The 15,664-nt window shown below is 59.5% G+C and carries 13 protein-coding genes; 6 read left to right on the top strand and 7 right to left on the bottom strand.

The window, feature by feature from the left end:
• Positions 1-28 precede the first annotated feature (28 nt).
• Complete coding sequence (locus GOW40_RS08860; protein ID WP_171129741.1) at positions 29-1,843, bottom strand: extracellular solute-binding protein; 1,815 nt, start codon at positions 1,841-1,843, stop codon at positions 29-31.
• A gap of 289 nt (positions 1,844-2,132) precedes the next feature.
• On the opposite strand from GOW40_RS08860, the gene GOW40_RS08855 reads away from it, so the two are divergent.
• Both GOW40_RS08855 and GOW40_RS08850 read left to right on the top strand, forming a co-directional pair.
• Positions 2,133-2,906 carry a 3-hydroxybutyrate dehydrogenase gene (locus GOW40_RS08855; RefSeq protein ID WP_171099402.1) on the top strand — a complete coding sequence of 258 codons (774 nt, stop codon included), beginning with the start codon at positions 2,133-2,135 and terminating at the stop codon, positions 2,904-2,906.
• A gap of 89 nt (positions 2,907-2,995) precedes the next feature.
• Positions 2,996-4,021, top strand: coding sequence for a patatin-like phospholipase family protein (locus tag GOW40_RS08850; protein ID WP_171129738.1), 1,026 nt, complete (start codon positions 2,996-2,998; stop codon positions 4,019-4,021).
• Here the strand turns inward: GOW40_RS08850 and GOW40_RS08845 are convergent, their stop codons facing one another.
• The 4 genes from GOW40_RS08845 to GOW40_RS08830 form a co-directional block, all read right to left on the bottom strand.
• Positions 4,022-4,699, bottom strand: a complete 678-nt coding sequence (locus GOW40_RS08845; RefSeq protein WP_171129736.1) for a DUF502 domain-containing protein — start codon at positions 4,697-4,699, stop codon at positions 4,022-4,024.
• A 65-nt stretch (positions 4,700-4,764) separates the two neighbouring features.
• Positions 4,765-5,676 (bottom strand): pseudouridine-5'-phosphate glycosidase, encoded by a 912-nt coding sequence (locus GOW40_RS08840; RefSeq protein WP_171129734.1) that lies wholly within the window; start codon positions 5,674-5,676, stop codon positions 4,765-4,767.
• Positions 5,673-6,566, bottom strand: coding sequence for a PfkB family carbohydrate kinase (locus GOW40_RS08835; protein WP_171099398.1), 894 nt, complete (start codon positions 6,564-6,566; stop codon positions 5,673-5,675). Before GOW40_RS08835 ends, GOW40_RS08840 begins: the two co-directional genes overlap by 4 nt.
• 54 nt (positions 6,567-6,620) lie before the next feature.
• Positions 6,621-7,241 carry a thiamine phosphate synthase gene (locus GOW40_RS08830; protein ID WP_171129732.1) on the bottom strand — a complete coding sequence of 207 codons (621 nt, stop codon included), beginning with the start codon at positions 7,239-7,241 and terminating at the stop codon, positions 6,621-6,623.
• Positions 7,242-7,405: 164 nt separating this feature from the next.
• Here GOW40_RS08830 and GOW40_RS08825 point away from each other — a divergent pair, with 164 nt between their 5' ends.
• The 4 genes from GOW40_RS08825 (at position 7,406) to yghX (ending at position 11,788) form a co-directional block, all read left to right on the top strand.
• Complete coding sequence (locus tag GOW40_RS08825) at positions 7,406-8,149, top strand: RNA methyltransferase (RefSeq protein WP_171129730.1); 744 nt, start codon at positions 7,406-7,408, stop codon at positions 8,147-8,149.
• A 59-nt stretch (positions 8,150-8,208) separates the two neighbouring features.
• Positions 8,209-9,354: a heme A synthase gene (gene ctaA, locus GOW40_RS08820; protein ID WP_171129728.1), complete on the top strand. Its 1,146-nt coding sequence runs from the start codon at positions 8,209-8,211 to the stop codon at positions 9,352-9,354.
• A 4-nt stretch (positions 9,355-9,358) separates the two neighbouring features.
• Positions 9,359-10,828, top strand: a complete 1,470-nt coding sequence (locus GOW40_RS08815) for a carboxypeptidase M32 (protein WP_171129726.1) — start codon at positions 9,359-9,361, stop codon at positions 10,826-10,828.
• Positions 10,829-10,891: 63 nt separating this feature from the next.
• Complete coding sequence (gene yghX, locus GOW40_RS08810) at positions 10,892-11,788, top strand: YghX family hydrolase (protein ID WP_171099392.1); 897 nt, start codon at positions 10,892-10,894, stop codon at positions 11,786-11,788.
• A gap of 30 nt (positions 11,789-11,818) precedes the next feature.
• On the opposite strand, the gene GOW40_RS08805 is transcribed toward yghX, so the two are convergent.
• Entirely contained in the window at positions 11,819-12,583 is a 765-nt protein-coding gene (locus GOW40_RS08805) for a caspase family protein (RefSeq protein WP_171099391.1), read from the bottom strand.
• A 219-nt stretch (positions 12,584-12,802) separates the two neighbouring features.
• Positions 12,803-15,526 carry a DNA gyrase subunit A gene (gene gyrA, locus GOW40_RS08800; RefSeq protein WP_171136446.1) on the bottom strand — a complete coding sequence of 908 codons (2,724 nt, stop codon included), beginning with the start codon at positions 15,524-15,526 and terminating at the stop codon, positions 12,803-12,805.
• Between the last annotated feature and the right edge of the window lie 138 nt (positions 15,527-15,664).

The raw sequence follows: 15,664 nt of genomic DNA, 5'->3' as shown, positions 1-15,664 counted from the left end.
CACGAATTATGGAAATAGAGGGACCTCGTCAATCCTGATACCACCAGACCTGCGGCATATATTCCGGACCGTCGCCATAGATCGGCAAAGTCTCGGGGAAGCGCAGCTCTTTGGCATGGGCAATCCGACCGACATCAAAGCTCCAGATCGGGATGACATAGCGACCAGCGGTCAGCACACGATCCAGCGCGCGGGTGGCAGCGACAAAATCCTCACGACTTTCCGAGGCCAGCATCGCATCGATCAACCCGTCGACGGCAGGAGAGGCCACGCCCATCAGGTTGCGTGTACCCGGCGCGTCTGCCAGTTCACTGCCCCAATAAAGCCGCTGCTCATTCCCCGGTGACAAGGACAAGGCGCGTCGGAAAATCGTCATGTCGAAATCCAGTTCGGACGTGCGCTCGGTGAATTGCGCGGGATCGACCACGTCGGTCGTGACCTGAATGCCCAGACGCTCCAGCGCGCGGGAATAGATGTCGATGGCGGTTTGATTGTCGCTGTCGCCTTGGGGCAGCAATACGGTGATCGCAAAGGCCTCGCCCTGTTCATTGCGCAACACACCGTCCTGAATGGTCCACCCGGCCTCGGCCAGCAGGTCGGTCGCTGCGCGAATATTGGCGCGGTTGCGGGCCGATCCATCGCCAGTCGGAGGGCTATAACCTTCCAGCGTGCCTGGCAGCAGATCATCCGCGTAGGCTTGCAGCAGCTCGGCCACGCGCCCGGTCGCTGGGCCGGGTTGCATCGCCAGATCCGAGCCCGAGAAATACGAGGTGATCCGCGGCTGCGCACCACCGGTGATCGTGTCGTTGATAAACTCGAAATTGAACGCCAGCGTCAGCGCCTCGCGCACGCGCCAATCGGCGAATTTGGGCTTGCGGGTGTTCATCACATAACCGGTCATGCCTGAGGGTTTGCCATGGGGGATCTCGGTCTTGACCACATCACCGCGTTGAACGGCGGGAAAGCCAAATTGCGTGTCCCATTTATCGGCGTTGAACTCACGAATGGCGGACAGCTCTCCGGCTTTGAACGCCTCGAACAGAACGGTTCCGTCGCCGTAGAATTCGATGCGCATGTCATCGAGGTTCATGGTGCCGCGCCGGAAGGGGATATCGGCGCCCCAATAGTCCGGGTTGCGCTTGAAGTTCACAAAGCGCCCGGCCTCGTAATCATCGATCACATAGGGGCCGCTGCCGACGGGGATGTCATGCAGCTGTGCGTCCGCAAAGTCTTTCCCGTCCCATTGTGCCTTTTGCAGGATCGGGCGCATACCAGCAAGCAGGGCCAGTTCGCGGTCCGCCTCGTTAAAGGTGATCCGCACGCTGCGCGGGCCGGTTTGTTCGATGCTGTCAATCTTGCCCCACAAACCGCGATACCGCAGATGCCCTTGCGTGCCCAACGTTTCATAGGACCAGATCACATCCTCGACCGTGACCGGCCTGCCATCCGAGAATCGGGCCTCGGGGCGCAGGGTAAACTCGACCCAGGTTCGGTCGTCATCCGTCTCAATCGATTCGGCCAAAAGCCCGTAAAGCGAGAATGGTTCGTCCCAGGATCGCCCCATCAGGCTCTCATGGGTCCAGAATCTGAGCTGCCAGGGCACCGTGCCTTTCTGCACAAACGGGTTCAGACTGTCATAGCCACCTGTATTGCCGAAGGTCACTTTGCCACCTTTGGGTGCGTCCGGGTTGACATAGGGCAGTGACACAAAATCCGGTGGCAAAGCAGGCTCGCCATACATAGCTATGCCATGGGCTGATTCTGCTTGCGCTACCATCGCGGAAAAAACATATGCGATTCCCGCCATAAGTGGACGAACGTAGCTCAGTCGATTGGGGCTCATTTTGGAAACAATCCTGCTCTGGCCTTATTTTATTGGGGTTCATCGTAGCGATGATTTTTCATATTTTCAAACTTTTAGCTTGGATGGTGGCGTAGAATTGCTTATAAAGGATGCACTGCTCGATAGGTTTCTTGCCTGTATGAAACCTGCCTCAATAACTTAACGCCCGCTTCGTGCGGGCGTTTTTTTTGGCTGAATTTCGGGCGCAGGACAGCCCGATATTCCCCGTTTTCTTTGCAGGTGCAGCATGGCAAGGTGGCTTTGAAAAAGACACATGAGGAGACCGGCCATGAGCCTTTCGGGAAAAACCGCCATTATCACCGGATCGAATTCAGGGATCGGTTTGGGTGTCGCACGCGAATTGGCGAAGGCGGGGGCCAATGTGGTTTTGAACTCGTTCACCGATCGCGATGAGGATCATGCGCTGGCCGAAGAGATCAGCAAAGAGACGGACACCAAGGCGCGCTATATCAAGGCGGATATGTCCAAAGGTGACGAATGCCGCGCACTGGTCGAGCAGGCAGGCGCTTGCGACATTCTGGTCAACAACGCGGGCATTCAGCATGTCTCGCCCATCGATCAGTTCCCGGTAGAAAAATGGGACGCGATCATCGCGATCAACATGAACTCGGCCTTTCACACCACGGCCGCCGCGTTGCCGATGATGCGGAGCGCAGGCTGGGGTCGGGTAATCAATATCGCTTCGGCCCATGGGCTGACCGCATCGCCCTACAAGGCAGCCTATGTGGCGGCCAAACATGGCGTGGTGGGCATGACCAAGACGGTTGCTTTGGAAACCGCACAGGAGCCGATCACCTGCAATGCGATCTGCCCGGGCTATGTGCTGACGCCGCTGGTCGAGGCGCAAATCCCCGACACGATGAAAGAATACAATATGAGCCGTGAGGATGTGGTGAAAAACATCCTTCTTGAACGTCAGCCGTCTAAGGAGTTTGCCACCGTCGAACAATTGGGCGGCACAGCGATTTTTCTCTGCTCTGACGCTGCTGCGCAGATCACCGGGACGACGATTTCGGTCGATGGCGGCTGGACCGCGTTGTGAGTTTTGAGGAGCGCTTTCGCTAGCCTAATGAGCGGGGGCTCTGCCCCCGCACCCCCGAGGTATTTGCAAACAGAAGAAGAGGCAGGGTCGTGAAACGCATCAATCTGGCATTGCAAGGCGGCGGGGCGCACGGAGCGTTTACCTGGGGTGTGCTGGATCGGTTGCTGGATGAAGAGGATGTCGAGGTTGCCGCGATCACGGGGACTTCGGCGGGGGCGCTGAATGGCGCGGCCTTTAAATCGGGGATGTTGCATGCCGGCCGGCAGGGCGCGCGCGACAGTCTCAACAGGCTGTGGAAGCGTATGGGGGCTGTTGAGGACACGCGCATAGCCGGTTGGATGCGGGGGATAGAACCCGCACATATTGCCCGCACCCTGGAGTACTCGGTTCCGGTGATGATGGCGGACGCCTGGTCGCGGCTGGTGTCGCCCTATGCCTACGGGCCGTTCTATCGCAACCCGTTGGAACCGGTGGTCGACAAATTCAACTTTGCCGAAATCTGTGCTGAGGATGGGCCGGGCCTGTTCATCTGCGCCACCTGCGTGCGCAGCGGCAAGATCCGGGTGTTTTCGGGTGATGAGATTTCGACCAGTGCCATTCTCGCCTCGGCCTGTTTGCCGAACCTGTTTCAGGCGGTGGAAATTCATGATCCCAAGACGGGCCGGACCGAGGCCTATTGGGATGGCGGCTATACGGGCAACCCGGCGCTCTATCCGCTGTTTCACGGGGATTTGCCGGACGATGTGGTGATCGTGAATATCAACCCGCTGGAGCGCGATGAGGTGCCCAAGACGCCACAGCAGATCCAGAACCGGATCAATGAGATCAGTTTCAATTCGTCTCTGTTTCGCGAGTTGAGGGCGATCAGTTTTGTGCAGCGGTTGTTGAAAGAGGGGAAGCTGAAGGCAGGTGAGATGAACCGGGTGCTGGTTCACATGATTGCTGACGATGCTTTGATGAACGATCTGTCTGCCACCACCAAGATCCTTCCCAATCCGGTGGTCTTGAACCGGTTGAAAGAGGCCGGGCAGGCGGCGGCGCATTCATTCCTGCGGGCCCACAAATCTGATCTGGGTACGCGCAGCACGGTCGATCTGCCTGCGATGTTTGGCTGACTATTCAGGTGGTTGCGAGGGGTCTTTGTCGTTGGGATAAACCAGCCCAGCCGAGATCACCAGTTTCGCGGCATCCTCGATGGACATGTCCAGCATGATCACATCCTCCTGCGGGAAGAACAGCAGGAACCCGGATGTTGGGTTGGGGGTGGTTGGGACAAAGACGCTCAGCAACTCACCACCTGTTTCGGCGCGTTCGGCAACCTCGCCTTTGGCGGTGGTCGAGACAAAGCCAATGGCCCAGATACCGCGGCGCGGGTATTGGATCAGGCAGGCTTTTTCAAACGAGCGTTCGGTTTGGGCAAAGACCGTCTCGGAGATCTGTTTGATCCCCGAATAGACCGAGCGCACAACCGGCATCCGATCGACCACGCTTTCACCGAAATGGATCAGCGACCGGCCCAGAATGCCTTTGGCGATCCATCCGACCAGAACGGTGAAGATCAGGAAGATGATAACGCCCACACCGCGCAGGTTGATGCCCACGTATTGTTCAGGCTGAAAGCGCTGCGGCACCAAAGGCAATACCGCGCTGTCGATCCAGCCGACCACGGACCAGATCAACCAGATGGTCAACCAAACCGGGGCGATGACGACGATGCCCGTCAGGAAAGACGCACGCAACCGGGACAATAGGCCGGGGCGGCGGTGGGGCTCTTCGTCAAAGGGTGTGTTCATTGCGGTTCCGAGTGGGTTTCGTCGTTTAGGTAGTCAATCGGGGGCGTTGGTACAATAGGCTTGCGTCAGGTGCGAGATTTCAGTGCCCGGGCAATACCCGCCGCCAGCCGCGCATTGTTGCGAACCAGCGCGATATTGGCAGTCAGTGAGCGGCCCTCGGTCAGCTCGAATATCCGTTGCAGAAGGTAGGGCGTAACATCCTTGCCGGTGATCCGGTGGGTGTCGGCATCGGCCTGAGCGGCGGCAATGATCGGGGCCAGTTCTTCTGCCGGAATCTGCACATCGTTCGGGATCGGATTGGCCACCAGTTGACCACCGGGCAGACCCAAGGCGCGGCGGGTTGCGTGGGCTTTGGCGATGGCCTCAGCACTGTCCATGCGCAAAGGGGCGGTAAAGGGGGATTGCGCCGACCAGAAGGCGGGAAAGGCATCCTGTCCGTAAGCGATGACCGGCACGCCCAGCGTTTCCAGAACCTCAAGCGTTTTGGCCAGATCGAGGATGGCTTTGGCACCGGCAGCGACCACAGTCACAGGGGTCTGGGCCAGTTCGTGCAGATCTGCTGAGATATCAAAAGAGGTCTCGGCCCCCTGATGCACCCCGCCAATGCCACCTGTGGCAAACACTTCGATCCCGGCATATTGCGCGGCGATCATCGTGGCGGCAACCGTGGTGGCTCCGGTGCCGCCGGTCGAGATACAGGCGGCCATATCTGCGCGCGAGATTTTGGCAACGCCCTGCGCCTGTCCCAGTGCCCTGAGCTGATCCGGCTCCAAACCAACATGCAAGACCCCTTCGATCACCGCCATGGTTGCAGGGACTGCAACCGCATCGCGGACATCCTGCTCAACCTGTGCCGCGACCTCGATATTTTGAGGGTAGGGCATGCCATGGGTGATGATGGTGCTTTCCAGCGCAACGATGGGGTGGCCTGCGTTTTTGGCTGCGCGCACCTCGGCGGAATAGTGGATGTCGATCACAGTGGGGTTTCTCCCGAGACGTAAGTGGCGGCGGCGCGCAGGGCGCGAGACAGAGCCTCGTCATTGGACGCGCCGGTGGATTCCGAGGCGATATGGGCCGCCATGAAAGTGTCGCCAGCACCGGTCACGCGGGTGACCAGAACAGACGGGGGTGTTTGGGTCAGAATGCTGTCGGCGCTGCCTACGGTGGCCGAATTGCCGCCATCGGTGACCAGCACCCGCAGCGCGCCGCGGTCCAGCAGGCCTTTGGCTGCAGACTCGGAATCGGTGAATTCGCGCTGGCAGAGCAGCCCGGCCTCTTCGAGGTTCACATAAAGCGTTGCGCGGGCGTGTTTGAGGAAAGGCAGCAAACGCTCGGCCTTGCCTGGTGAGGCAGGCGCGACGCGCAGATCGGCCCGGGCAAAGTTGGGGCTTTGGGCAATTTCTTCCAGCAGGTCGACTGTCAGATTGCCGTCCAGGGCAATTGGGCCGGTATAAGGCGCGGTCTCTGACCCCAAAGGGCCATGCGCCAGCGGATGCAGTATCTTGGCGCCAGCAGCTTCCAGAGAATGCGCGTCGGCAATGGCGGCGATCAGCCCATTGGCCCCCTCGACAGCCATATAGCGGTCGGTTGCCAGATCTGGCGAGCGGTAGATGTGGTCCGTCACCATACCCAGCCGGGTGCAGGCATTGATCAGCTCGTCGCCTTCGGGGTCACGGCCAATGGCGGTCAGCAAGGTGGGGGTCATGCCAAAGCGCACCAGGGTCATGGCGATGTTCATCGCCACGCCGCCGGGCAGGCGGGTGATCCGACCGGGTACGTCCGATCCCTGTCGCATGGCACTGGCAGAGCGCCCGATCACGTCCCAAAGGACCGAGCCGATACACAATATGTCGCTATGTGTGTTCATCGCTTTGTCATGCCGCAGCGCTCAGGCCCGTGCAAGTCGGAAAGGGCCGCACGATCAACCCATTGCGGCGATAAGCTGTTGCAATGCCGCCAATGGGTCATCCTGTGACCAGATTTCCTCTCCGATGCCAAAGAAATCGGTGCAGGGCGCAAGCTGGCCGATCAATTCAGGGGTCAAGCCCGCTTCGGCCACAACCGGCACTTCGATCATTTCCGACCACCACTGAAACAAGTCCTTTTCGGCCCGGGTCCCATTGCCAAGTGAAGCGGTGCCCACCGGGCCAAAAGCCACGTAATCCGCACCGTTTTCACCGGCGGTCATGCCATCATGACTGGAGGCCCCGCAGAAACTGCCAACGATGGCATCGGCGCCCAACTCTTTGCGGGCGGCGCGGACAGAGCGAGCCCCGTCATCCAGATGCACCCCGTCCAATCCCAGCCGTTGTGCCAGCAACACGTGGTTTGACAGCACAATCGCTACATCCCGTGCGTGGGCAACTTCGCGGCAGGCATCCGCAGCGCGGGCGATGGTATCCTCGTCATGGCCTGCAAGCGCCAGGCGCAGACAGGCGATCTCGGCCCCGTCCAGAACGCGTGCCAACTGGTCGGGAAAGCGGCTCAATTCGATCGTGGGCGGTGTGATCAGATAGATCTGCGGCTGCTCGGGGCTGTCCATGGCGCATCCTTCGGCATTGACTTCTTCCGGGCGGTTTAGCGGATTGCACGTGGGACGCAATCTTTTATGCCTCCGGCGGAGGTATTTGGGAACAGAAGAAGCAGGGGTGGCTTGCCCTTGCCCGGCGTCGCGATTAGAGCAGGCAGAGTTTTTCGGAGTAAACTATGCCCAGCGAGAATTCCCAGCCGTCTTTTGTGCTTGTACGCCCGCAGATGGGTGAAAACATCGGGGCCGCCGCGCGGGCGATGTGGAATTTCGGGTTGGACCGGATGCGGATCGTGGCGCCTCGGGACGGGTGGCCGAACCCCAAGGCGGTGGCGATGTCGAGCGGTGCCGGACGGTTGCTGGATGAGGCGCAGCTGTTTGACGATCTGGCGGGATCATTGTCAGACACCACCTTTGTCTTTGCCACCACGGCGCGTCAGCGTGGCTTGACCAAGCCGGTCTATAGCCCCGAACGCGCGATGCAGATCGCGGCCCAGAAGGTTGCTGCGGGTGAAAACGTGGCTGTTCTGTTCGGGCCCGAGCGGGCGGGGCTCGAGAACGAGGATATCGCCAAGGCCAACGCCATCATCTCGGTCCCGGTAAACCCGGAATATGCGTCACTGAACCTGGGTCAATGCGTGTTGCTGACCGCGTATGAATGGATGCGCCAAACCGGTGAGGTCACCCACGAAGCCACTGATCTGGGCAAGGGCGATTGGGCGACGGGCATTGAGGTTGAAAAGCTGGTTGAACATTATGAGGACCGGTTGGATGCGGCGGGGTTCTTTTATCCGCCCGAAAAAGCCGATGGTATGAAGACCAATCTGCGCAATCTCTGGTCGCGGATGCGGATGACACGCGCGGATGTGCAGATGCTGCACGGGATCATGCGGCAGATGGTCCGCTGGAAGGAGCGGGGCTGAGGCTGGACCTTGGCCCGCCTTGGCCCTAGCTTGCGACGAAATCACCACATGAGGACAGCATGAGCGGCAAGCGCAGCATCTTCGAAGAGGTCTCGGACACAGAAAAACAGCAGGCGGTGCAGCCTGGCATGATCGACAGGGGCCGCAGCGACGCGCGGGGCGCGATCCGCGTCTGGTTGATGATCCTGTTTGCGCTGGTGGTGGTGATGATCGCCGTGGGCGGGCTGACCCGTCTGACCGATAGCGGCCTGTCGATCACCGAGTGGCGACCTGTGACGGGGGCGATCCCACCTTTGTCCGAGGCCGATTGGCAGGCTGAATTCGACAAATACAAGCAGATTGATCAGTGGCGTATCCAGAACCAGTGGATGGAGCTGAGCGATTTCAAGTTCATCTATTGGTGGGAATGGGGCCATCGCCAGTTGGGCCGTGTGATCGGGCTGGTCTGGGCTGTTGGGTTCTTTGGCTTTCTGGCGCTGCGCAGAATTCCAACCGGCTGGAAGGGCAAGCTGCTGATCCCCGGTGTTCTGGGCGGCATCCAGGGCGCTGTCGGCTGGTGGATGGTCGCCTCGGGCGTCACGCAGGGCGAAGGCATGACGGCTGTGGCCAGTTATCGCCTGGCCACTCATCTGGGTCTGGCCTTTGTCATTCTGGGGTTCCTTGCCTGGTATATCTTTGAACTGGGCCGCAGTGAGCGTGATCTGATGCAGGCCCGGCGGGCAAAAGAGGCAAAGCTCTTCTCGCTTTCGACCGGATTGCTGCATTTCACCTTTTTGCAGATACTCATTGGGGCGCTTGTGGCAGGGATCGACGCTGGGCGGTCTTATACCGATTGGCCTTTGATCGGCGGTCAGCTGTTGCCGCCCGACGCGACGATGCTTGAGCCGCTGTGGCGGAACTTCTTTGAAAGCCCGGGGCTGGTGCAGTTTATCCACCGTTGCGTAGGCTACCTGCTGCTGATCTTTGCCTTTGTCGTCTGGCGGCGGGGCGGCACCAGCGCGCATCCACAGACCCGATTTGCCTTTAACGCAGCCTTTGCGGCGTTGTCGCTTCAGGTTGTGGTGGGTATTGTCACAGTGGTCTATGCCGCCCCCTGGCAGATCGCGATTTTCCACCAGTTCATGGCCGTTATCGTGTGGACACTGATTCTGCGGGCGCGGTTCCTGACGGCCTATCCCATTGCAACCTCACTGCGCGGAGCTTGATTTCATGACTGCATTTGATGACCTGATGGCGTTTCAACGGGAAACCTCGGCTTTGGGCCAGATTGCCGGGCGGTTGGGCTGGGATCAGGAAACCATGATGCCACGCGGCGCAGCGCCGCAACGGGCCGAGGAAATGGCCGCGATTGAGGCTGTTCTGCACGCTCGCCGCTCGGACCCGCGCGTGGCCGAATGGTTGGACCAGGCGGCACCGCAGGACGCGGTTGGCAAAGCGCAGCTTCGTGACATCCGCCGGGCCTATGACCGTGCTGTCAAAGTGCCTGCCGATCTGGCCACCGCTATTGCCCGTGTGACATCAGCCGCGCAAGGCACCTGGGCGCAGGCCCGCGCCGACGAGGATGTGGCCGCCTTCCTACCGGTGCTGGAAGAGGTTGTCGCGCTGAAACGTCAGGAAGGCGAAGCGCTGGCGCAGGGTGGTAACGTCTATGACGCGATGGTCGAGGATTACGAGCCCTATACGACCGGCGCGCAGATTGCTGCCATTTTCGACCAGATGCGCCCGCGTCTGGTCGCGTTGCGCGCCGCTGTGCTGGACAGGCCGGAACCTGCTGCGCTGTCGGGGCAGTTTGATGAACGGATCCAGATGCGGTTGTCGCAGAAACTGGCCACCACCTTTGGCTATGACCTCAACAACGGGCGGGTCGACAAGGCGGTGCACCCGTTCAGTTCGGGCAGCGGGCTGGATGTGCGTATCACCACGCGGACCAGCGAGACCGACCCGTTCAACTGTTTCTATTCCACCATTCACGAGGTCGGCCACGCCGCTTACGAGCAAGGCGTCGATAAGGCCTATCTTCTGACACCGCTGGGCAGCGGCGTGTCGATGGGGGTTCATGAAAGCCAAAGCCGGATTTACGAAAACCAGCTTGGCCGCTCGCGCGCCTTTACCGGGTGGCTGTTTGAGCAGATGAAAGACGCCTTCGGCGACTTCGGGATCGCCGACGCCGACGCGTTTTATGCCACCGTCAACCGGGTGCATAACGGCTATATCCGAACCGAGGCGGATGAGGTCCAATATAACCTGCACATCATGCTGCGCTTTGATCTGGAACGTGCCCTGATGGCCGGCGATCTGCAGGTCAGCGATCTGGAATCTGCGTGGAATGACCGGTTCAAGGCTGATTTCGGATATGCGGTCGACAAGCCCTCGAACGGGTGCTTGCAGGACGTGCATTGGTCGGTGGGCCTGTTTGGCTATTTCCCGACCTATTCGCTGGGCAATGTCTATGCTGGATGCCTCTATCAGGCCCTGCGCGCGGCAGTGCCCGATCTGGATGCGCAGCTAGCCCAGGGTGAGACCGGCGGTGCCACCACCTGGCTGCGCGAAAACGTGCAGCAACATGGCGGGCTTTTTGCCCCGCGTGAGATCATCGCCCGCGCGAGTGGGGTAGAGCCGGGGCCAGAACCGCTGCTGGCGTATCTGGAGGCGAAATTCGGCGCGCTTTACGATCTTTGATTTCCCGGATCGCCGATCACAGGCTAGGGTGGGTGCAGTGATAGCATTGCTTGGGAGGCAAGAATGACTGGCAACGCCCGCAAGAAAGCAAGTGATTTCGATCCCCGGATACTTGAGATCTTTGATGGATATGTCCACGGCACGATGTCGAAGCGCGAGTTCATCTCGCGCGCCGGGAAATATGCGGCTGCGGGCGTCACCGGAGCCATGATCCTGGACCAGCTACAGCCCAATTACGCATGGGCGCAGCAGGTTGCACCAGACGACCCCGATATCGAAACCATGGTGGTCGCGTTCGACAGCCCCGATGGGCACACTGAAACCAGCGGTTTGATGGCGATGCCTGCAAATGCCACAGGCAAGTTGCCTGCGGTGCTGGTGGTGCATGAAAACCGGGGGCTCAACCCCTATATCGAGGACGTGGTTCGGCGCACGGCCAAGGCTGGATTTCTGGCCTTTGGCCCGGATGGTTTGTCGCCGCTTGGAGGGTATCCCGGCACCGATGAAGAAGGGCGTGAGATGCAACGCTCGATGGACCGGGAAAAACTGATGGCGGATTTCTTTGCCGCATATGAGTTTTTGCGGGACCATGATCTTTCGTCCGGCAAAGTCGGCGCTGTTGGTTTCTGCTATGGCGGCGGTGTCTGTAATGCGTTGGCGGTGGCTTATCCTGACCTTGGCGCCTCTGTTCCCTTCTACGGGCGCCAACCTGCCGCCGAAGATGTGCCATCGATTGAGGCGCCTTTGATGATCCATTACGCGGGTCTGGATGAACGGATCAATGCCGGTTGGCCTGCCTATTCAAAGGCGCTGGAAGACAATCAGAAAAAGTTCAGCGTTCATTTCTATCCAGACGTCAATCACGGGTTCCACAACGACACGACACCGCGATATGACGAAACTGCGGCCAATCTGGCCTGGAAACGGACAATCGCCTTTTTCAACAATTATCTTTCGTAAGGCCCGGGTCGCGATCAAAGCTGCGCCCGGTTAACTCGCGTTTGGATCCTTCAACCCGATCCTGATATTCAACGACGACCGCGCCCAAGGCGATTGCAGACCTTCGGTTTCGCTGACCACATCCGAGCGGACTTGTTCGAACATCTGCTCCAAACCCAGATCAGTGGTCCTGATGGCGCGGGCAATCGCTGCGGTGTATGGGCTGTTTGTTCCTGTCCCATCCAACGCGACGTCGCCGGGACCCGTGGCATAGGCGATCAGGTTGTTCGTACGGGCCGTCATTCGCGCCAGCCCGTCGCCTACATCCCCAAACACGTCGGCTTGGCTTCCAAAGGGATTGTCGCGACAGGCGTCCAGGATCATCACGCTGACAGCTTTGGGTGTGTGAATGCGATCCAAAATCCACTCGGCAGGAACGGCTTCACCCGCAATGTCGGCTTCAGTCTGGATGTTCACGTTCAGCGGAAGAAGATAGTTAAAGCCATCGCTGCGTACACCATGCCCGGCGAAGTAAAACACGGCCAGCGCCTCGGACCCCGCCGCACGCACCTTGCTGGCAAAAGCGTCGACCTCCTGCATCATGTCTGCGCGACCCACATCTGTCAGTGTGGTGACCGAGAATCCGGCGGCTTGAAGCTCGTCGCTCATCAGTCGCGCATCATTTACAGGGTTATCGAGCGCAGGGACATTCGTGTATCCGGCGTTTCCGATCACCAATGCAAATCGTTCATGGGCTGAGGATGGCCCGGCAAACAGGACGGTGACCATGAAAAAAACCATAAGAATACGCGTCAATTTGACCTCCAATCTTTCGAACCAGAAAATGAGGATCCGTACCTGTCATTGACCGTCTGGCAGAAATCCGTCGTGCGTGTTTCAAACGAGACACGCATCAATCTAACACTCAACTATGAAACTTTATTCAGCGCCATTGAGCAAAACCAGCTCGCCTACAAATCTGAGCTTAGGTCAGAAAAGACCGGGTTCAATTCACCCGGTCTTTTTGACGTCCAGTTACTCTTCGCCGTCTTCGTCGCCCTGATCGGCGATCCAGGCGACACTGACGACTTCCTCGCCCTTGCCGGTGTTGAACACTTTCACTCCACCAGCCGAGCGGGAGCGGAACGAGATGCCGTCGACCGGAACCCGGATCGATTGACCCTTGGAGGTGGCCAGCATGATCTGGTCGTCCATCTCGACCGGGAACGAAGCCACAAGCTCGCCGCCACGCATGGCTTTGTCCATCGCCGCCACACCCATACCGCCGCGTCCGCGGACCGGATAATCGTGGCTAGAGCTGAGCTTGCCTGCGCCGCCCGAGGTGATGGTCAGGATCAGGTTTTCGGCTGCCGACATCTCGGCATAGCGCTCCTGCGTTATTGAACCCGGTGCGGCTTCATCCTCATCGCTTTCGCCGTCATCGGCAATACCGGCCACGGCGCGGCGCATCTTGAGGTAGGCGGAGCGTTCGTCCGGGTCTGCCTCGAAATGGCGGATAACAGACATCGAGACCACGCGGTCACCGTTGGTAAGTTTAATGCCACGCACACCGGTGGATTCGCGCGAGTTGAAGACGCGTACATCGGTGGTGCGGAAGCGGATCGCGCGGCCCGAATTGGTGACCAGCATGACATCTTCATCTTCCGAGCAGATGCGGGCGTTCACCAGTTCCACATCCTCGGGCAGCTTCATCGCGATCTTGCCGTTACGGCGTACATTGGTGAAATCCGATAGCCGGTTGCGGCGCGCGTCGCCTGCGCTGGTGGCAAAGACGATCTGAAGGTTCTCCCATTCCTCATCCGGTACATCCACCGGCATGATCGCCGCGATGGAAACACCCGTTGGAATCGGCAGGATATTGACGATCGCCTTGCCCTTGCCGGTGCGGCTGGACTGCGGCAGGCGCCAGGTCTTGAGCTTGTAGACCATGCCCTCGGTGGTGAAGAACAGCAGCTGCGTATGTGTGTTGGCCACAAAGAGGGTGGTGACCACGTCCTCTTCCTTGGTCTGCATCCCCGACAGCCCCTTGCCGCCACGTTTCTGCGCGCGGAAATCGGCCAGCGGGGTACGTTTGATATAGCCGCCCGAAGTGACGGTAACGACCATATCCTCACGCTCGATCAGGTCCTCGTCTTCCATGTCGCCCGACCAGTCGACGATCTCGGTGCGGCGCGGCACGGCGAACTGTTCACGCACGTCGCGCAGCTCATCCGCGATGATCGACATGATGCGTTCGCGCGAGGACAGAATATCCAGGTATTCCTTGATCTTACCGGCCAGTTCTTCCAGCTCGTCCGTGACCTCTTTGACCCCGATCTGGGTCAGGCGTTGCAGGCGCAGTTCGAGTATGGCGCGGGCCTGCACTTCGGTCAGGTTATAGGTGCCATCGTCGTTCATCTTGGACAAAGGGTCGTCGATCAGACGCAGATAGCCTTCGATCTCGGCCGCAGGCCAGCGGCGGGTCATCAGCTTTTCGCGCGCCTCGGCAGCGTCCGCCGATGAGCGGATGGTGGCAACCACCTCATCCACGTTTGAAACGGCAACGGCCAGACCACACAGGATATGGCTGCGTTCCCGCGCCTTGCGCAGGTCATAGGCAGTGCGGCGGGCGACCACGTCTTCGCGGAAATCGATGAACGAGGTCAGGAAACGGCGCAGTGTCAGCTGTTCGGGCCGTCCACCGTTCAACGCCAGCATGTTGCAACCGAACGAGGTCTGCATCGGCGAAAAGCGATAGAGCTGGTTCAGCACCACCTCGGGCGTCGCATCGCGTTTCAGTTCGACCACCACGCGCACACCGTTGCGATCGGATTCGTCCTGAACGTGGCTCACGCCTTCGATGCGCTTCTCGCGCACGGCTTCGGCGATCTTTTCGATCATCGAGGCCTTGTTCACCTGATAGGGGATCTCATCGACGATGATCGCGTAACGATCCTTGCGGATCTCTTCCACGCGGGTTTTGGCGCGGATGATGACGCTGCCGCGCCCCTCAAGATAGGCCTTGCGCGCACCAGACCGGCCCAGCATTACGCCTCCGGTCGGGAAATCGGGGCCGGGCACGTATTCGATCAGCTGTTCCGAAGTCAGATCCGGGTCGTCGATCAGCGCCAGCGTGGCATCCACCACTTCGCCCAGATTGTGCGGCGGAATGTTAGTGGCCATCCCCACGGCGATACCACCGGCGCCATTGACCAGCATGTTCGGGAAACGCGCGGGCAAGACCGTCGGTTCCTGATCCTTGCCGTCATAGTTGTCCTGAAAATCGACCGTCTCTTTTTCGATATCGGCCAGCAGGGCGGCGGCGGGCTTGTCCATCCGCACTTCGGTATAGCGCATGGCCGCCGGGTTATCGCCATCCATCGAACCAAAGTTGCCCTGACCATCCAAGAGCGGCAGTGACATCGAGAAATCCTGCGCCATCCGCACCAGCGCATCATAGATCGCGCTGTCGCCATGCGGGTGGTATTTACCCATCACATCACCCACCGGGCGGGCCGATTTGCGGTAGGCCTTGTCATGGGTATTGCCGGTTTCGTGCATCGCATAAAGGATGCGCCGGTGCACCGGTTTCAATCCATCGCGCAGATCGGGGATCGCGCGACTGACGATGACCGACATGGCGTAGTCCAGATAGGACGTGCGCATCTCGGATTCGATGGACACCGTCGGGCCGTCGTATGCGGGGCGCTCAGGCGGGTTTTTTTCCATGTTTTCAGGTGTTTCTGGCGTATCGCTCACGTAAGCTGCCCGTGTCTTGTTTTTGATCTATATCTTGTGGATGCACCTTATCAGACCCGGCACATAAGGTGCAAGCAAGCAAAGAAAGTGTTGCCAAAAACCCCGGTAACCTAGTGGTAACATATTGTTATCCAAGTA

This window comes from Ruegeria sp. HKCCA6707 (assembly GCF_013033515.1).
In the GTDB taxonomy this organism is placed as follows: Bacteria; Pseudomonadota; Alphaproteobacteria; order Rhodobacterales; family Rhodobacteraceae; genus Ruegeria.
The sequence above is the reverse complement of the archived record's forward strand: the minus strand, read 5'-3'. Positions and strand labels throughout refer to the sequence as shown.